At 45.6% G+C, this 18809-nt stretch carries 21 protein-coding genes; 11 read left to right on the top strand and 10 right to left on the bottom strand.

Annotation, left to right across the window (positions count from 1 at the left end; all coding sequences use genetic code 11):
- Positions 1–207: 207 nt before the first annotated feature.
- The gene (locus tag ACHUFW_RS00475) at positions 208–1995 is read left to right on the top strand and encodes an aminopeptidase P family protein (RefSeq protein ID WP_394199941.1); all 1788 of its coding nucleotides are present in this window, start codon (positions 208–210) and stop codon (positions 1993–1995) included.
- 391 nt (positions 1996–2386) lie between these two features.
- Here ACHUFW_RS00475 and ACHUFW_RS00470 read toward each other — a convergent pair whose 3' ends face one another.
- On the bottom strand, positions 2387–2671 hold the full coding sequence (locus ACHUFW_RS00470) for a hypothetical protein (protein WP_394199939.1): 285 nt from the start codon (positions 2669–2671) through the stop codon (positions 2387–2389).
- Positions 2672–3065: 394 nt separating this feature from the next.
- Between ACHUFW_RS00470 and ACHUFW_RS00465 the strand changes: the two genes are divergently transcribed.
- On the top strand, positions 3066–3599 hold the full coding sequence (locus ACHUFW_RS00465; protein ID WP_394199937.1) for a hypothetical protein: 534 nt from the start codon (positions 3066–3068) through the stop codon (positions 3597–3599).
- Between the two features lie 362 nt (positions 3600–3961).
- On the opposite strand, the gene ACHUFW_RS00460 is transcribed toward ACHUFW_RS00465, so the two are convergent.
- Positions 3962–4246, bottom strand: coding sequence for a hypothetical protein (locus ACHUFW_RS00460; RefSeq protein ID WP_394199935.1), 285 nt, complete (start codon positions 4244–4246; stop codon positions 3962–3964).
- 531 nt (positions 4247–4777) lie between these two features.
- Between ACHUFW_RS00460 and ACHUFW_RS00455 the strand changes: the two genes are divergently transcribed.
- The 9 genes from ACHUFW_RS00455 (at position 4778) to ACHUFW_RS00415 (ending at position 13452) form a co-directional block, all read left to right on the top strand.
- Positions 4778–6076, top strand: a complete 1299-nt coding sequence (locus tag ACHUFW_RS00455) for a DEAD/DEAH box helicase (RefSeq protein WP_394199933.1) — start codon at positions 4778–4780, stop codon at positions 6074–6076.
- 160 nt (positions 6077–6236) lie between these two features.
- Entirely contained in the window at positions 6237–6887 is a 651-nt protein-coding gene (locus tag ACHUFW_RS00450) for a peroxiredoxin-like family protein (RefSeq protein ID WP_394199931.1), read from the top strand.
- A gap of 457 nt (positions 6888–7344) precedes the next feature.
- Positions 7345–7875: a hypothetical protein gene (locus ACHUFW_RS00445; RefSeq protein ID WP_394199929.1), complete on the top strand. Its 531-nt coding sequence runs from the start codon at positions 7345–7347 to the stop codon at positions 7873–7875.
- Positions 7876–8014: 139 nt separating this feature from the next.
- Positions 8015–8647: a DUF2913 family protein gene (locus ACHUFW_RS00440; RefSeq protein WP_394199927.1), complete on the top strand. Its 633-nt coding sequence runs from the start codon at positions 8015–8017 to the stop codon at positions 8645–8647.
- A gap of 21 nt (positions 8648–8668) precedes the next feature.
- Positions 8669–10150, top strand: coding sequence for a carboxypeptidase M32 (locus tag ACHUFW_RS00435; RefSeq protein WP_394199925.1), 1482 nt, complete (start codon positions 8669–8671; stop codon positions 10148–10150).
- Complete coding sequence (locus tag ACHUFW_RS00430; RefSeq protein ID WP_394199923.1) at positions 10147–10626, top strand: GNAT family N-acetyltransferase; 480 nt, start codon at positions 10147–10149, stop codon at positions 10624–10626. Before ACHUFW_RS00435 ends, ACHUFW_RS00430 begins: the two co-directional genes overlap by 4 nt.
- A 77-nt stretch (positions 10627–10703) precedes the next feature.
- Positions 10704–10955: a DUF2960 domain-containing protein gene (locus ACHUFW_RS00425; protein WP_394199921.1), complete on the top strand. Its 252-nt coding sequence runs from the start codon at positions 10704–10706 to the stop codon at positions 10953–10955.
- Between the two features lie 40 nt (positions 10956–10995).
- Positions 10996–11505 (top strand): RDD family protein, encoded by a 510-nt coding sequence (locus ACHUFW_RS00420; RefSeq protein ID WP_394199919.1) that lies wholly within the window; start codon positions 10996–10998, stop codon positions 11503–11505.
- A 1812-nt stretch (positions 11506–13317) separates the two neighbouring features.
- Positions 13318–13452 (top strand): hypothetical protein, encoded by a 135-nt coding sequence (locus tag ACHUFW_RS00415; RefSeq protein WP_394199917.1) that lies wholly within the window; start codon positions 13318–13320, stop codon positions 13450–13452.
- Between the two features lie 97 nt (positions 13453–13549).
- Here ACHUFW_RS00415 and ACHUFW_RS00410 read toward each other — a convergent pair whose 3' ends face one another.
- From ACHUFW_RS00410 to ACHUFW_RS00375, 8 genes are all read right to left on the bottom strand, one after another.
- Entirely contained in the window at positions 13550–13894 is a 345-nt protein-coding gene (locus tag ACHUFW_RS00410; protein ID WP_394199915.1) for a hypothetical protein, read from the bottom strand.
- A gap of 30 nt (positions 13895–13924) precedes the next feature.
- The gene (locus tag ACHUFW_RS00405) at positions 13925–14275 is read right to left on the bottom strand and encodes a hypothetical protein (RefSeq protein ID WP_394199913.1); all 351 of its coding nucleotides are present in this window, start codon (positions 14273–14275) and stop codon (positions 13925–13927) included.
- A gap of 104 nt (positions 14276–14379) precedes the next feature.
- Positions 14380–14709: a hypothetical protein gene (locus ACHUFW_RS00400; RefSeq protein ID WP_394199911.1), complete on the bottom strand. Its 330-nt coding sequence runs from the start codon at positions 14707–14709 to the stop codon at positions 14380–14382.
- Between the two features lie 105 nt (positions 14710–14814).
- Complete coding sequence (locus ACHUFW_RS00395) at positions 14815–15153, bottom strand: hypothetical protein (RefSeq protein WP_394199909.1); 339 nt, start codon at positions 15151–15153, stop codon at positions 14815–14817.
- Positions 15154–15215: 62 nt separating this feature from the next.
- Positions 15216–15569, bottom strand: a complete 354-nt coding sequence (locus ACHUFW_RS00390; protein WP_394199908.1) for a hypothetical protein — start codon at positions 15567–15569, stop codon at positions 15216–15218.
- A 1-nt stretch (position 15570) separates the two neighbouring features.
- A complete protein-coding gene (locus tag ACHUFW_RS00385; protein ID WP_394199906.1) occupies positions 15571–16602 on the bottom strand; it encodes a hypothetical protein in 1032 nt (343 codons plus the stop codon).
- A gap of 164 nt (positions 16603–16766) precedes the next feature.
- Entirely contained in the window at positions 16767–16976 is a 210-nt protein-coding gene (locus tag ACHUFW_RS00380; protein WP_394199904.1) for a hypothetical protein, read from the bottom strand.
- Complete coding sequence (locus ACHUFW_RS00375) at positions 16973–17488, bottom strand: type VI secretion system amidase effector protein Tae4 (protein ID WP_394199902.1); 516 nt, start codon at positions 17486–17488, stop codon at positions 16973–16975. The genes ACHUFW_RS00380 and ACHUFW_RS00375 overlap by 4 nt, the downstream gene beginning before the upstream one ends.
- Positions 17489–18809 lie beyond the last annotated feature (1321 nt).

The raw sequence follows: 18809 nt of genomic DNA, 5'->3' as shown, positions 1-18809 counted from the left end.
CGCAAACATCACTCCTTGCTTAATGTCATTGTGGAAGTTAATCAAAAACAAAACCATAACATTAATCGGCGCGATAGTTTTACACTCAGCTAAAATTTACCTAAATAAAATCTCCCCCTTGGCTTTCTTCGCATTCCGACAACTGCCATAATCAAGCACTTTCATCTAGCCTCTAAGCCCTAATAGGCTGCCGTCATTGGAGAGTTTATGACCCAAACAATTGCTGATCGTCTAAGTGCCGTTCGTGCTGAGATGGCCAAAGCTAATCTCGATGCTTTTATCGTTCCACGTGCCGATGAATACCTTGGCGAATATGTGCCTGAGCGAAATGAACGCCTTCATTGGCTTACCAACTTTACCGGTTCTGCGGGTATGGCCATCATCTTAAAAGATAAGGCTGCCATCTTTATCGATGGTCGCTATACCGTACAAGTTGCCCAGCAAGTCGATAACCAGTTGTTTGAATACTTAAGTCTAACCGACACCCCGCAGCTACCTTGGTTAGCAGGACAATTACAAAATCAGGCTCGTGTTGGCTATGACCCTAAACTGCACCCATTAAGTTGGCAGCAAGACGCCGAAGCCTTACTGAATAAACAACAGATGCAATTGATTGCTGTGGAGCAGAACCCCATCGATCAACATTGGCAAGATAGACCGGCTCTATCAACTCAAGCAGCACGTCTATTTGATCAACAAAGCGCTGGGCGCAGCAGTTTGGAAAAGCGTCAGCAGATCGGGCATGCCATTGCCAAGCAAGGTGCAGATGTGGCATTAGTGGCAGCACTCGACTCTTGCTGCTGGTTGCTAAACCTACGTGGTAACGATGTGCCCCGTTTACCAGTCATTTTGTCCACGGCCTTATTGCACGCCAATGGTGATATGCAAGTGTTTACCGACCTCAGTAAACTGCCTAAAGAAACACTTGCCCATGTCGGTGATGGCGTCAGTTTATGTAGCGAAGCACAATTGCCTGAAGCCCTAGCTAAACTTGATGGCGTAAAACTGTTAGCCGATCCCAACAATGCCAATGCTTGGCTACAATTGACGGCAAAGCAGCATGGTGCAACATTGATTGCAGCCAGCGATCCCGTGGCATTGGTTAAAGCACAAAAGAATGCCGCAGAGCTTGCTGGTATGACAGCATGCCATATCCGTGACGGTGTCGCTGTCAGTCAGTTTTTAGCATGGCTAGACCGAGAAGTCGGTGCTGGACGCTTTTATGATGAAGGCCAACTGGCAGATAAGTTAGAGTCGTTCCGTCTTAACGATCCCCAGTATATCGAACCGAGCTTTGACACCATCTCAGCCGCCGGTGGCAACGCGGCCATGTGCCACTACAATCACCTCAACGGCACTCCGGCGATGATGCAAAACAACAGCATCTACCTTGTAGATTCAGGCGCGCAATACCTTGATGGCACCACAGATGTAACTCGTACCATTGCTATCGGTGACACCAGCGTAGAACAGCGCAAAATGACCACACTCGTACTCAAAGGTCATATTGCTTTAGATCAAGCGAAGTTCCCCCGTGGTACTACCGGCCAACAGCTCGATGCCTTTGCCCGTCAACATCTATGGCAACACGGTTTCGACTATGACCATGGCACAGGACATGGCGTAGGTCATTTCCTCAGTGTCCATGAAGGGCCGCAGCGCATCGCCAAAAACAGTAACAATGTGGCCTTGCTACCCGGAATGGTGCTATCTAACGAACCGGGTTATTACAAAGCCAATGAATACGGCATTCGTTTAGAGAACCTAGTCGAAGTTCGCCCAGCCAAAGCCCTTGCCAATGCAGAACGTGAGATGTTCGAGTTTAATCCATTAACGCTTATCCCAATGGATACTCGCTTATTCGATAAGTCACTGCTCACTGAGGCCGAGGTCAACTGGCTAAATGCCTATCACCAGACAGTCTTTGAGGCTATCGCCCCACATATGCAAGGTGAAGATCTCGATTGGTTACACCAAGCGACTCAAGCGATTTAACCTTGCGGTTGACCACCTTTTGTTTGATGAGCCACCTAATTTAAGGTGGCTTTTTTTGACCTCTCAGCCAGAGGTTAGGCTCCCCCGTACACCGAACCAGTACGCGCATAGTGACCAGTTAGTGTCTGCCGCAGGCATCGCTGCACTTTCGGATATGCCGATAACCTAACTTTAAATACATACCTAACAGGTAAGGCGAAAAGTGGGTAATCATCCACCTTGATGATTTAGCAAAGGGTTTGCCTCTCGCAGAGATTTGCTTCTAACAGTATCTCACTTTTTACAGTATCTCGCTTCCCAGCGGGGCATGTGCAATTGCACTTATGACTCGCCATAAATACATCCATGTAGGCTTCGCGGCGACGTCCTGTCGCCGAGAGTCAACGTGCAATCACACCGAGTCAATTGTCTCTTCGATTAGACGACCAAGACTGAACTCAGAAAATATTTCAAACTCAACTAACCACAGACTACACACTAAATACCCTTGTAGCGTCCAGCCATAACCTGATTTTAAATAGGCTAAATATTTGTCGAACCTTAGTGCCACAGACAACGGTAAATTCGAAGAGAAATTATATCCAGTACAAGCGCGGCTGTGACTGTCCATGACAGGGATGTCATGGCCAAGCGTATAGGGATATATCCACAGCGTGTCACGGAAGTGCTTGTACATTCGCCTGCCGCAGGCATCGCCACACTTTCGGATATAGCGATAGCTTAACTTTAATTACATACCTCGCCGGGAAGGCGAAATTTTTACCGGGCGTTATGGAGGTTGCAAGGAGGACGAGGACGAGCAATCCTCCTTGCCCGGTGCAGGATGGAATCCTGCGACTTTTCGCCAGACTCAGTTTGGCAACTCCCCCCGCCGGGAAGGCGTTTTCCCCTAGAAGACGATATCCAAATAATAAAGCCTTCAATTTACCCAGTTCACATCAATTAGTTATGCTGATAACCTTACTATAAGTTATTTAATACACAGGGATTTGTCGGAGCTATTAGGTAATAAACTGTTATGTCTATTTGCAAACTAGCTGTCGTAAGCTTTAGAAAAGGATGTCAAATTGATGAAACTACTCAAAATACTATCGCTTTCCATTGCCGTGATACTCGTCGTTCTAGCACTCTCATATGAAAAAATCATTGCTAATGCTCTATTACCTCAATATATCGCTTGGGCTCAAGATACTGATGCAAATGGCTTAAAAATTGGAACACCGTTAAATGAACAAGAGTTGCTGTTGGCAGCTGACATTGGTATTCAAAAACCGGAAAAAGTAAGAATTGTCTATGTTGATGAAGTTCCATTCCCCTATGAAAACTTTGCTTTAAAAGTACTTGGCGAAACGCTTGGCTTTATTGGCGAAGGAATAGTTAATAATGCACAAGTTTTTGGTTATTCAATCTATATCAGAAAGGGTTACCAATTAGATACCCCCAAGCTAGCTCACGAATTAGTGCATGTGTTACAAATCGAAAGATCTGACTTAACATCAGTTATTACTCAGCACTTTTCTGATATGGCAAAGTACGGTTACGAGAATGCCCCTCTGGAAGTTGAAGCATTCAAAGCAAACCAAAAATATAGCGCTCGATACTAGTAATAGATATTAGCAATTAATATTCGCGATAGCGCATTCAAAGCCTATGCAAAAGTGCATTAAATATTGCGGCTACTCCCCAAGCGATTTAAGAAGCCTCCTGATTTAAGATGGCTTTTTTATGGGTTGTAGATACTGTCTCTTCCGACGAGGTATCGCCTGCTAACGCGCAAGTGGGTAATCATCCACCTTGATGATTTAGCAAAGGGTTTGCCTCTCGCAGAGATTTGCTACTAACAGTATCTCACTTTTAACAGTATCTCGCTTCCCAGCGGGGCATGTGCAATTGCACTTATGACTCGCCATAAATACATCCATGTAGGCTTCGCGGCGACGTCCTGTCGCCGAGAGTCAACGTGCAATCACACCGAGTCAATTGTCTCTTCGATTAGACGACCAAGACTGAACTCAGAAAATATTTCAAACTCAACTAACCACAGACTACACACTAAATACCCTTGTAGCGTCCAGCCATAACCTGATTTTAAATAGGCTAAATATTTGTCGAACCTTAGTGCCACAGACAACGGTAAATTCGAAGAGAAATTATATCCAGTACAAGCGCGGCTGTGACTGTCCATGACAGGGATGTCATGGCCAAGCGTATAGGGATATATCCACAGCGTGTCACAGAAGTGCTTGTACATTCGCCTGCCGCAGGCATCGCTACACTGTCAGATATGGCGATAGCCTAACTTTAAACACATACCCCGCCGGGAAGGCGCCCCCCCCCCGCAACGAGAAAATCAGTGTAGCATCCGGCATAACCTGATTTTAAATAGGCTAAATATTTGTCAAACCTTAATGCCACAGGCAATGGTAAATTCGAAGAGAGATAAAACCCAGTACAAGCGCGGCTGTGACTGTCCATGACAAGGATGTCATGGACAAGCGTATAGGGATATATCCACAGCGTGTCACAGAAGTGCTTGTACATTCGCCTGCCGCAGGCATCGCTACACTTTCAGATGTAGAGATAGCCTAACTTTAAACACATACCAGCCGCAAAGACGATAACCCACTTCCCCCAATAGAAAAACAATATCCAACAGATAAATAATAAAGATCAGGTGCAAACCCAAAAGATTTGCTATACTCCGCGGCCGCTAAATCGCTTAATATTAATTCAATGCTAGATTTAGCTCGTGGTTAAAGTCGGTTAACAATAGGATATCCCAATGAGATTTGAATCTTTTAGTTTTGCTCCCGAGATTTTGCGCGCCATCTCTGATTGTGGATATCAGAAAATGACTCCGATCCAGCAGCAAGCCATCCCCGCTATTCGTCGTGGTCAAGATGTGCTCGCCAGTGCGCAAACCGGAACCGGTAAAACCGCTGCATTTGCATTACCTATATTGCAAAAAATGATCGATAACCCCAGCGATACTCAGCGCTCGAATACTCGTGCATTAATTCTTGCGCCTACTCGCGAACTTGCAGCGCAAGTCGCCGACAATATTAAAGAGTACAGCCGCTATTTGCCTATTTCCGTGCTCACCATTTATGGTGGCGTTAAAATGGAAACCCAAGCGACTAAGCTAAAACGTGGCGCAGATATTATTGTGGCGACGCCAGGGCGTCTACTTGAGCACTTACAGGCGTGTAACTTAAGTCTGTCTCACGTTGATTTTATGGTATTGGATGAAGCCGATCGCATGCTCGATATGGGCTTTGTCAGCGACATTCAAAAAATCTTGCAAGCTGTAAACAGTAACCGTCAAAACTTGCTGTTTAGCGCCACCTTCTCTAGCGCCGTAAAACAGCTTGCTAACGACATGCTAGTCAAACCTAAACTGATTAATGCAGACAAACAAAACACCACTGCCGTTACTGTTAGCCAGGTTGTGTATCCCGTTGAGCAACGCCGTAAACGTGAGCTTCTGTCAGAGTTAATTGGTAAAAAGAACTGGCAACAAGTCTTGGTATTTACCGCCACCCGTGATGCCGCAGATAGCTTAGTGAAAGAGTTAAACCTTGATGGTATTCCATCAGCCGTGGTTCACAGTGAAAAAGCACAAGGTAACCGTCGTCGTGCACTGCGCGAATTTAAAGAAGGTAAAGTCCGCGCCTTAGTAGCAACTGAAGTCGCCGCGCGCGGGTTAGATATCCCCGAGCTTGAGTACGTCGTTAACTTTGACCTGCCCTTCCTTGCTGAAGACTATGTCCACCGTATTGGCCGAACTGGTCGTGCTGGCCGAAGTGGTGTCGCTATTTCACTCGTCAGCCGCGAAGAAGAACGCACGCTGGCAGATATTGAAAAGCTCATTGGTAACAAGATCCGCCGCATTACCATTCCCGGTTATGAGGTGGGCAGTCGCGACCTGCTTATCAAGCAATTACAAAAGCGCCGTAGTTTCGCTAAGCGTCAGCAGCGTAGTGACAATGTGGGCGCCCAAGTGGTCGCTGAGAAGAACATGGGTTCACGTCGAGTTAAATTGAAAAACTCAGCGAACGCCAAAGCAAAGAAGACAAAATAATCGACGTACGGTCATAAGATTTTTTCTTACACTAAAAAGGCACCAATAGGTGCCTTTTTTCATCAATTCGATTTTTTTTCACTCACGGTGAAATGATATTGCCAGTGGCTTGGTCTTGTTTGTTATCGCAAACAATCCTCAACTGTTTTTTGGAGAACCAATGCCATTTCTTGTCCGTATTAGCCGAGCGCTGTTGTTGCTTTCTTTGGTCAGCATAACCCTACCCAGCGTGGCCAAACCCATTGCTGACAGTGATTTAAGCGTTGCCCCATTAATGAATGGCCAAACTGTTCCTAGCGCTCAAGTCAGCAGCTTAAATGGCAACAGCACCGATATCGCTAAACTTATCGACGGCAAGCCCAGTGTTATCTTTTTCTACCGTGGTGGCTGGTGTCCATTTTGTAATGCGCAAATGGGACAACTTAAAGCCATTGAACAAGATCTTTTAAAAATGGGTTTTCAGCTCATCGGTATTTCACCTGATTCACCACAGATGCTGCAAACCTCACTCACCGACCAAAAACTTGATTACACCTTAGTATCTGACAGCGAGTTACATGCCATGCGCGCCTTTGGCTTGGCTTACTACACCAGCGCCAAAACTACCGAACGCTACCGTAAAAAAATGCAGCTAGGTAACAAGCTATGGACAACCCCGGCAGGCGACGAGCGTTTAGTGCTACCTGTACCGGCGATCTACATTGTTGATGCCGATGGATTGGTGCATTTTCAATACGTTAATCCAAACTTCCGTGTCCGCGCCGCTCCTAAATTGATCATCACTGCCGCAGAGTTGATCGCTAAGCCTTAATCAAACGTAGTGACTAACTCATCCTAAAAACTATTTCGTTATCTCCATGTCGGCCGCAATTGCGGCCATTTTTTTGCCCCTGCCATTTTATACAACTTATTGTTGTCGTCATATTATACCAATCAGTATAAACATTTAGTCACTCAGCGAGAGTTTAGCGCTTCTGAGGCAAGGCAACGAGTGAAGAGCATAGTTGTTCTACGGTTAAGCTCGTTAACACAGCATCAGAAGCGCTAAAACTCGCCGTTCTGGCGCGTTTTAGGCTGCCTACTTCTCCGTTGAATAATTTCACAAGGGAACAACCATTGTTTCAATTATTCGCCTTGAATTAGTTTGCCTAAAGCGCGCTGAGTAGATCAAATTCTTATACTGATTGGTATTAGTAGTGCTTTTAGTAATGCTTAGTAATAGCACTTAAGTCACCATAAAGGTAAACCTCACTAACCTAGGTATTTTGATGAAACTTAGCTACTTGATACTGCCACTGCTATTTTGCTCATCCCTGTACGCATCGGGATTTGCCCAAAACTGGACGTTAATTAATACCCCACACTCTGCTGACTATCTCGTTAGCGACATCCCGCAATACGGGCCTAAAAATCGCCACAACCAAGTGGCAGCACAAATACAAGTTCATCAAAAGGCTGGCCAGTTGCAACTAGCATTGCAGTTACAGCAACCACTTCCATCAAAGATTGATGCCGACCATTGGCAAGTACAAGCACAGTTTGACGATACAAGCACACAATCCTTTAAGGTATCGACCAGCACTAACAACCTGCAGTTAATAGCGCTAGAGCCACACCAGCAATTAGATTTAGCACAGCTGCTAAGTCACCACCGTCACCTTAGGCTCCACTTGATTAATAGCCAAAGTGAGAGCCAAAATAGGCGCGAAAGTGACAGCCAATATAGCTTTGATATCGATATTAGCCACATTGATGCCGCCTTGGCTCAACTGGGTAATGCATTTTCAGCACAAAGCTAGACTCACATTACCCACGGGGCATAGCTTGATACCAATCACGTTAAAGATCTGAACACTCTGAGTAGATCAACTTCTTATACTGGTTGGTATTAAGCTATAATCTTGGCGATAAATTTAGGCGCCTTTTTGTGGAGAACTCATGCCTGCCCCAACCTATAATCAAGCCATCGTTGAACTTGCTCAAGCAGGTCTAGCCGCGCTGGCTGAACGCAATACCAACCCGAAAGCCATGAAGACCCCTGCCGCTGAAAGCCACTTTTTATGTAGCTTTCTAGTGCAAGCACAAAAGACCCGCCGCTTTTCTAAATTGGTGGCTGACGATCTCACCGTGTGGATCCGTAATGCACGCAGCATGGGAGCCGGCGCGCAGTTGCCTGAGTTACTGCAGCGTATCGATAACCAATACCGCGCCATTGGCGACAGTCTGCAATTAGGCCAAAAGCTACAAAACATGCTTGAGGAACTCAGCAAGCAAGATTGGGTGGTGATTGTTGATTGTGATGTCGATACTAAATTAAAACTTGATAGTGATGGCAGCCATAGCTTAGTGATTGATGTCAGCCAGTTTGAACAACATATTGATCAAGGCGAACTGCTAAAACCCATCAACCTTTATGTTCGGGCAAATGAGCAAGCACTGGCCCAAGCTGCGGCGAAACATGGCCTACTGTTAAGCCAAGGCAACAAAAAAACCAGCTTAATTAAGCATCATAAAACCTATCAATTGTGTCCAAACAACCAACATAGTGCACTCGCCCTATTGGTTAACTAATCAAGGCGTTCTGGAGTGAATATGAGCCAAGCAAATTCAGCATATCAACAACTCGTCGCTCGCTTTAGCCAAGTCGCCCATTTTGAACACCTCAATGCGCTAGGAGACTGGGACCAAGCCACTATGATGCCTCCTGGCGGCAGTGAAGCTCGGGCAGGCGCGATGGCTGAGCTGGCTAAACATATCCACCAGCTCAAAAGCGATCCGCAAGTAGGTGAATGGCTAGAGTACGCCCAGGATGAAACCTTAACCTCAACTGAGCAAGCCAACTTGAGGGAGATGCAATACCACTATGGTCAAGCAACCGTTGTACCCAGTGACTTAGTAGAAGCCAAAACTAAACAAGCTTACGCCTGTGAACATGCCTGGCGTGAACAACGCGCCAATAACGACTGGCAAGGTTTTGCGCCTAACCTCAAAAAAGTCATCAACTTAGTGCGTGAAGAAGCGCAAGTTCGCGGTGAACAGCAACAGCTATCGCCTTATGATGCCTTGTTGCAAAAGTTTGAGCCGGGAATGGACAGCCAACGCATCAGTGATATTTTCAATCAAGTTAAAAGCTGGCTGCCACAACTCATTAGCGAAATACGCGCTAAACAACAAAGCCAACCGAATATTGTCATCCCGCAATACAGTGCTGACAGCCAAGCAAAGCTTGGTCGCGCAGTCATGAACTTGCTCGGTTTTGACTTTAATCATGGTCGACTCGATATCAGCAGTCACCCTTTTTGTGGTGGTAGCAGTGGCGATATTCGCCTTACAACTCGTTTTGACGAAAACGACTTCACCAGCGGCTTGATGGGGATTATTCATGAAACCGGCCATGCACGTTATGAACAAGGTCTGCCTATAGAATGGCGCGGTCAGCCCGCAGGGCAATATCGGTCGATGGCGATTCATGAAAGCCAAAGCCTGTTCTTCGAGATGCAAATGGGCCGTGGCAATGGCTTTTTAAGCTTGTTAGCCCCATTACTTAAACAACACTTAGGTAGTGAACTTTCCCTAGCACAACTGCAACAAGTTTATTCGCGGGTAGAACCAGGCTTTATCCGCGTCGATGCCGACGAAGTCACCTACCCATGTCATATCATGCTGCGCTTTGAAGCAGAGCAAGCCATGGTCAGTGGCGAGCTTGCGGTGGATGACCTACCCGACTTTTGGGATCAGCAGATGCAGCAACTGCTGGGGTTAAGCACCAAAGGCAACGATAAAATGGGCTGTATGCAAGATATTCACTGGCCAGTGGGTGAGTTGGGTTATTTCCCAAGTTACAGCTTAGGCGCCATGTATGCCGCGCAGTTCAAACACAGTATTGAGGCGCAACTTGGTGATATCGATAACCTAGTCGGCGCAGGCAAGCTCAATGATATCTGCGCTTGGCTGCAGCAGAACATTTGGTCCAAAGGCGCACTGTTGACCACAGATGAACTGGTTAAACACGCCACTGGGGAGTCACTCAACCCTGATCATTTTAAGCACCACTTACAGCAGCGTTATTTATGATTATTCGTTCCATTGAAGATGCAGACTGGCCAGCGATTATGGATATCCAAACGGCAAGTTACCCCAGTATTGAGCCTGAATCGTTAACCGTGATGCAAAACAAAGCTGAACTTGGACCGCAAACCAGCTTTGTCGCCGAGCATCATGGCAAAATCATCGGCTACTGTTTAGCACATCCGTGGTTATTTGGCGCACCGCCGGCATTGGCCCAGCAGCTTAGCCCTTGCCCGCAACCTGACACTTTGTATTTACACGATATGGCATTAAGTATTGATGCCCGCGGCCTCGGCATTGGGCAGAAATTGTTTGATAAGCTTATGCAGCGGGCGCAGCGGTTACAGCTAAGTAGCATCAGTCTCGTGGCTATTGCGGGGGCTAGCAGTTATTGGCAATCCTTAGGCTGTGAAATTCACCCTATCGACAAAGACCTTAGCAGCTACACCACTGATGCCTGCTATATGGTGCGTCGGTTATAGTAGGCACTGGGGCGAATTTACGCTAAAATCTGCGCCAAATTTATGGCCACTACGGCTAGACAACATAGAGAGTTACCATGGCACGTAAAGTGGGTTATACCTTCAAAAAACAATACAAAGAGATTAACTTTGTCTACGACAGGTACCACGACATGTATGAAGCGGTCGCCGATGCTGAAGGCATCGATCTCACACGTTTTCTTGCTATGGAAGCCCAGGTCGCCATGACTTCTAAAGGCTCAAAAGCGGTAAAAGATTTTCGTATCAAAGAGTTTGAGCGTTTTGGTTTTAGCAATATCCACTTTATCCGTGAAGAAGAGCAATCATAAGCTGCTGTCATCACCCGTTTCATAACCGATAGGATTTTCCATGTCCAATATTGAACATGCTAACTTTCCCCGTGCAGGTTTTATCCGTCGCCTAGGCGCAATTGTCTATGATTTGCTACTCGCTGTGGCCGTTTACATGGTGGCCGGCGCCATCGGTTTTGGCCTATTTACCGCGCTCACATCAAGCGGTCTAATCGGCATGCAAGATTATGAACATGTCTCAGACTTGCTCAATGGAACGCCAGTCTATAAAGGGGTTTATCAGCTTTGGATCACCTTGTGTGTTGCCGCCTTCTACGTGGCCTTTTGGAGCCGCGGCGGCCAAACTTTAGGCATGCGCGCATGGCGACTAAAAATCCAACACCCCAATGGCCAAAGCCTCAGCGTGGTCACCGCCAGCGCTCGACTAGTCTGGTCGTTATTGGGCATAGGCAACCTATGGATCCTTATCAACGGCGACAAGCTGGCACTCCAAGATATGATGACCCGCTCTGAGGTGGTAGTCCTGTCGAAAGAAGCCAACCAGATGCGTAACTGGCGAGGGGTGTAATACCAATCAGCATAAGAAATTGATCTACTCAGAGCGTTTTTGGCAAGCTAATTCAAGGCGAATTAATGACATAATGGTCATTCCCTTATGAGTTAATTCAACGCCGAAGTAGTAAGCCAAAAACACTCCTACTGGCGAGTTTTAGCGGCTCTGATGCTGCGTTAATGAACTTGAACGTAGAATGACTATGCTCTTCATTCCTTGCCTTACCTCAAAGCCGCTAAACTCTCGCTGAGCGATCAAATCTTTATTCTGATTGGTATAAACCTTTGAGCTAAGGCTTGGTTAGCTTTTTAGCTGGGGAGTTGCTACTTGCGGGTAGTGTGCTTTCCAGCGGGATTTCGCTTCCCATCGGGGAATAGTTGGACGCTCATCCAACGTTGAGCGGTAACATCCGCCAAACTGCGTTTGGCAATAGATCGCAGGATTCCATCCTGCACCGGGCAAGGAGGACTGCTCGTCCTCATCCTCCTTGCAACCTCCATAACGCCCGGCGAACATTTCAAAAAGCGAAATTTCGCGACGGGAAAATCCTTGTGCGTCTGGCTTACCTGAATAACACCAGATTTAAACTTATCTTCGATTTTACCGCTGTGATTAACAACGAATAAATCGAAGAGACAATTGACTCAGTGTGATTGCACGTTGACTCTCGGCGACAGGACGTCGCCGCGAAGCCTACATGGATGTATTTATGGCGAGTCATAAGTGCGATCGCACATACCTCGCCGGGAAGGCGAAATTTCGCGACTGGGAAAACCCTTAGTGGGCAATCAGCCACCTTGACGATTTGCCGAAGGGTTTCACTTCCCAGCGCGGGAATAGTTGGACTCTCATCCAACGTTGAGCGGTAACATCCGCCAAACTGCGTTTGGCAATAGATCGCAGGATTCCATCCTGCACCGGGCAAGGAGGACTGCTCGTCCTCATCCTCCTTGCAACCTCCATAACGCCCGGCGAACATTTCAAACAGCGAAATTTCGCGACGGGAAAATCCTTGTAGCGTCTGGCCTTAGTTGAATCGAAATAGGTTATCCATCTATTACCTCTTCATGGAAAAATAAAAGGTAAATTCGAAGAGAAAAAATATCCAGTACAAGCGCGGCTGTGACTGTCCATGACAAGGATGTCATGGCCAAGCGTATAGGGATATATTCACAGCGTGTCACAGAAGTGCTTGTACATTCGCCTGCCGCAGGCATCACTTCACTTTCGGATATGGCAATACCCTGACTTTAAACACATCCCCCGGCCAATAAGGCGAAAAGTGGGCAATCAGCCACCTTGACGATTTGCCGAAGGGTTTAACTTCCCAGCAGGGAATAGTTGGACGCTCATCCAACGTTGAGCGGTAACATCCGCCAAACTGCGTTTGGCTATAGATCGCAGGATTCCATCCTGCACCGGGCAAGGAGGACTGCTCGTCCTCATCCTCCTTGCAACCTCCATAACGCCCGGCGAACATTTCAAAAAGCGAAATTTCGCGACGGGAAAATCCTTGTGCGTCTGGCTTACCTGAATAACACCAGATTTAAACTTATCTTCGATTTTACCGCTGTGATTAACAACGAATAAATCGAAGAGACAATTGACTCAGTGTGATTGCACGTTGACTCTCGGCGACAGGACGTCGCCGCGAAGCCTACATGGATGTATTTATGGCGAGTCATAAGTGCGATCGCACATACCTCGCCGGGAAGGCGATGTTTCGCGACAGGGAAAACCCTTATAACGTCTGGTATTACCTGAATTTTAATAGGTTAAATACTTATCGATCCTGCATGCCAAAAGCAACGGTAAATTCGAAGAGACATGAAATCCAGTGTAGATGCGGTCGAGGCCTTTGACAGCATGGATGCTGTCGCAGAGCGCCCAAGGATGGGTTCACAGCGTGCCGAGCAAGTATCTACACATTCCTCGCCGGGAAGGCGTCACCATGCTCGCTAGATGGCGATACCCTAACTTTAAACACATCCACCGCCCGTAAGGCGAAATTTTGCGACAGGAAAATCATTGTAGCGTCCGGCCCTCTAACTTACCCGACTCATAAATGCTGGCCATACAGCATGAAATGAATTGCACCGATAACTAATAGCGATACCAAAGACAGTAGCATCCAGCCAGCAAAGACGCGATCAATAGGCCGGCTAAACTTCAAAATAGCCTCATCATTAACAAAAGCCTGATTGTCAGCTTTATTGCGAATAAGGACAATTGCATACATAGAGAATCGCATCCTAATACCGGCATCCCAACACGGTAACTCTATTCCCTCCATGGCCATTTCTCGCTCAATACGTTTAATAGATAGTCGATGAAATACAACGGTACTGATGCACCATGAAAATATCAGAACCACAAAAATTGATAGAAAAGTGATGTCTAGCATAGTCACTTCCATAAATTACCAACTTATTTTTTAGTCAAAATAAACTGCATGGATAAGGCAGCCTAAACAGAACAATATAAAAGAAACACGCAGCCACATGGATAAGATCCAATCAATTTTACGGGTATGTCGTTTTATGGCTGCAACATTAACAAAAGGATTAGTGTCCGGGTAATTAGGTCGCAATATAATCGTCGAATACATGGCATAGCGTGTCCCGACTCCCCTATCCCACTGAGGCGGCTCAATACCCTCTTTACGCATTTCTCGCTCAAGATGTTTCACAGTAACTTGCGCGAAAACCAATACACCAACTCCCCAAGCAAGAAATATGAGTACTGAACTAATGACAAAAACAATTTCAATTAGCGGCATATCCACTATATCGCCCTATTCTTAACTCGAAATGCCCTAGCCATATCAATATGCCAAGTCCCGTTAACTACAACCAAAAACCTAAATGAAACATTTACTAAGCGCGCTTATTAGAACAATGCTATGAGCATTAAAACGACAAATGAACTCATCATCCAAATAGCCAAAAAACGGTCAATGGGACGGGCATACTTAAGTATTGCCGCATCATCGATTGGTGATCGCGCTGCCGCCTTGTTACACACTAATACCATCGCGTACATGCCATACCGCATGCCAACACCGCTATCCCATGAAGGAATCGATTGCTGCTCCTTAGCCATCATTTTTTCCAAGTAACGACCAGAAAATATCGTGAATGCTAAAAAGCTCACTAGCCAACTAACAAAAAACAAACCTGAAAAAAGTAAATACCAATCTTCAAAAATTAATGACTCCATACGTTTTTCACCCGAAACCAAGAGCTATTTGAGCTACAAATCATTTCACGAAAAACATATTTGCAGATAGCCGTAACTAAAACGCCCTAGCCAACTCATATTTAACTAATTGGATAGAAAATAAAAAAACACACAAAAGAACATAGCGCCGATAAAGGAAATAACAGTCCAAAAAGCAAGAACTCTATCGACTTTTCTTGCGTACTTTAGAACGGCCTGATCATCAATTGGCGAAACTTTTGCAGCCGTATTGGCAACAAGCACCATGGCATACATGTTGTATCGAGTGCCTATCCCACGATCCCACCTAGCTTGGTTCAAGGCATCTTGTTTCATTTTTCTCTCGAGGTAATTACCTGATACCTCAATAAATACCAGCACACTTACCATCCAACTAATGGTAAAAATGCCCGTAGCTAGCAATATTAAGTCAACAAATTTCATTTCAGTATCTGTAGAAATGCCAAGGCCTGTCATTTCAAGAAAGGGCTTCCGCAACGACTTATTTATTGTTCAAAAAAAACAAGATTAATTAAACTAGCTAGAAGAAGCAGCCCAAACGACACTCGCAGCCACATAGATAAGAACCAATCAATTTTTCGACTATGTCGCTTTATGGCTTTGACATTAACCAAGGGATTAGTATCTGGGTAATTTGGCCGCAATATAATCGACGAATACATCGCAAGCCTCATGCCTATACCACGATCCCACTGAGGCGGCTCAACCCCCTCTTTACTCATTTCTCGTTCGAGATGTTTCACAGTGACTTGCGCGAAAACCAAAACACCAACTCCCCAAGAAAGAATCAAAATAGCCAAAAAAATTCCAAAGTATAAACTCATTGAGGAAGCGTCCATATTACCTCCAAGCCCGACTGGAACTAAAATCATAAAGATTGCCCGCTGCAAGCTTACCCGCCTTATCAAGCGCTACTGAAGCTAATGTTCCCATAGCTATTACCCCCCCGACCGCTAACACCCAACCTACAGGCGTCGCCAAAAGAGCTACACCAAGTGATGCTGATATAACCTTGCCTCCAACCCAAAGCCCCGCAGCTGTAGAAGCGCCAAAGCCTGTCGTTTCAACTACTGCACTGCGATGCCAATCTCTACCGGCATAGAAGTCTTCTCGTACACTTCTTGCTCGCATGCCTGCATCGAGGACTATCATGCCACCGCCGAACAATTTTGCCCCTGCTTCAAAGCGGCGAATAGAGTTAAATGAATTTGTCGAAGTCAGGTTCAACTTGGCTGGATGTCGAGAGGTTTTGGCAATGGCAATGCCGCGGTTTGGATTAGTCCAAACGTTGCCTCGCTTGCCTGATTTAACTCTACCTAAAAACTTACCAAACTCGGTTTGGAAGCGGCCATTAAACTCCTGATAACAACGCTTTGCTATCTGCTCTAACATCACCATTTGATGTTTAGGTAGCTTGGCTTTGGCCCCCTCCCTCACCTTCAGTAACGCATCTTGATATTTAATAATCGATTTACCAAATTGAGAGACACGCTCATCGATTGCAGTGGCTGCCGCACCCGCAGCGCCAACCGAATACTTTTCTAATATCGGCTGGACTTCAACGGCATAAAACTCTGACATGGCCACAATGACATCACCACCAAAGGCTTCTACCATATCAGCAATATTGCGTCGCGATTGTGCAGGTAAGCTATTGGCTTGATTAAGAGCACAGGTCAAATCTGGCCTAAGCGCTGATAGATCATGAGTGTTACCACTGCGCACCACCATCGGCATGCCTTTGGGAATTCGCGGCCCAATAATATGTGGATTATCTTTTCGAAACTGCTTTACCGCTGCAGCATCATTCATATCTACAGGGTATTCACTGTATGGTTTATTGCTAAAGCAAAATGCTTGAGTGGCTGACATAGAAAATCCTTCTCTATTGATGCTTATCTGATGGAGCCTATCCTTGTGTGGTGCAGATATTAACAATTACCGCGACAAAACCTATCTAACCTCTTTAGCAGTCTTAATTTGTTGTTTTCCAAAAAAACAAGCTCCTAGCAAACGCCTCAAGCTTAATGAAAAGTTCAAGTTTTCTTATTACTTAATCTATGCCCAATAAAAAAACCGGCCACGACAAAACACAACGCCACTACCAAAAAAACTTTCATATTCCTTGCTGCTTCATCTTCGCCTTGATAAAGCGGTCCGAAAAAATGCCCCGCAAAAAAAAATATACCGACGGTAATGATGAAACCAATAATCCCACCAACAATTGGAAAGAGTATTTTACTCATTTCAACGCTCTCCAAAAAATGATCTCTTTCGACTCGCTAAAATCAGACCAAACCCCATCAATTGTCAGGCCGGTTGAAATTCTTATCCAGGACGTCCAATCTGTTAATCTTGAACCATTCCAAAGATCTATATGATCACCTGAAGGGTTATTTGTTGGGTCAGAATTTCTTAACCAATAATCTTTAAAGAATATTATTCCTTTTTTCCCAGATATATGCTTTTTGAAATCTTTCACTGGAATTTTTATACCTTTTGCAAAAAATGCTGGTCGGCTTTTTGTAAGTGCGGCGGCTAATTCTTCTGCTCTAAGTATGTGTCCTTCAGATTTAGCGTGATGCCAGCAATGCTCTGCCCCTAGCAAGGTAGTGGTATCATAGCCACATAATGCTAGTGCATTTCCAACTCTAATAGCGCATTGGTTTGAGAATGCAGGTTTACCGTCTTTTAAGCATGGGTTATCTACATCACTAATTGTTGCATGAGAGTCCCATAGATCATCAAATTTGACCATTTGTAGTTCCTTCTTCAAAATTTATGGCGTAATAACCTTATTGCTAAAGCAAAATGCTTGAGTGGCTGACATAGAAAATCCTTCTCTATTGATGCTTATCTGATGAAACCTATCCTTGTGTGGTGCAAATGGTACCAATCACCCGTTTAAAACCCTATGCACCAAAAGTTGCATTTAAATTGGCTGCTTTAGTATGAAATTAGGGGGTGGGTATACCCCAATTGGCATTTGCATACCAACGGCGATTCGCTTTTTGCTGTATCTCGCTTGCCAGCGGGGGATGTGAGATTGCACTTATGACTCGCCATAAATACATCCATGTAGGCTTAGCGGCGACGTCCTGTCGCCGAGAGTCAACGTGCAATCACACCGTATCAATTGTCTCTTCGATTTAGTCTTCCTTAATCAATAGTGCACAATATTATTGAAGCTTCTTTATCTAGAAAACGTGAACACAGATTGGTCAAATCGTAGAGTAAGAGCAAAACTCAGCAACCCTATGGTTAGGGTTCTAAAATCCCAAAAGCGACCAACACGGTGAAATCGAAGAAATATTAGACCCAGTGTAGGTGCGGCTGAGGGTATCGAAAACATGGCCACTTCTTGACATCCATGCCATCGTGGCATTTGTAAATCCCTTCACATCAGATGTTTTCGTTAAGCGGCCATGGATGGACTCTCTTGAAAACAAATAGGCGTCCCGAAAAAGCACCTGCACATACCCCGCTGGGAAGGCGCTATTTAGCTAATGAGAGCACACCGTAGTTGAGACAATTGGATTCCACTGTAGTTTTATCCGCCAAACTCCGTTTGGCTAAAGATCGCAGGATTCCATCCTGCACCGGGCAAGGAGGACTGCTCGTCCTCATCCTCCTTGCAACCTCCATAACGCCCGGCGAACATTTCAAAAAGCGAAATTTCGCGACGGGAAAATCCTTGTAGCGTCAGGCCTTAGTTGAATCGAAATAGGTTATCCATCTATTACCTCTTCCTAGAAAAATAAAAGGTAAATTCGAAGAGAGATTAAACCCAGTACAAGCACAGCTGTGACTGTCCATGACAGGGATGTCATGGCCAAGCGTATAGGGATATATTCACAGCGCGTCACAGAAGTGCTTGTACATTCGCTTGCCGCAGGCATCATGACACTTTCGGGTATGGCAATAGCCTAACTTTAAACACATCCGCCGCCCGTAAGGCGAAATGAGTAAATTCGAAGAGAAATAATATCCAGTACAAGCGCGGCTGTGACTGTCCATGACAGGGATGTCATGGCCAAGCGTATAGGGATATATTCACAGCGCGTCACAGAAGTGCTTGT

The organism is Shewanella waksmanii, from assembly GCF_043643685.1.
Classification (GTDB): Bacteria; Pseudomonadota; Gammaproteobacteria; order Enterobacterales; family Shewanellaceae; genus Shewanella; species Shewanella waksmanii_A.
This window is presented reverse-complemented; position numbering and strand designations above follow the sequence as displayed.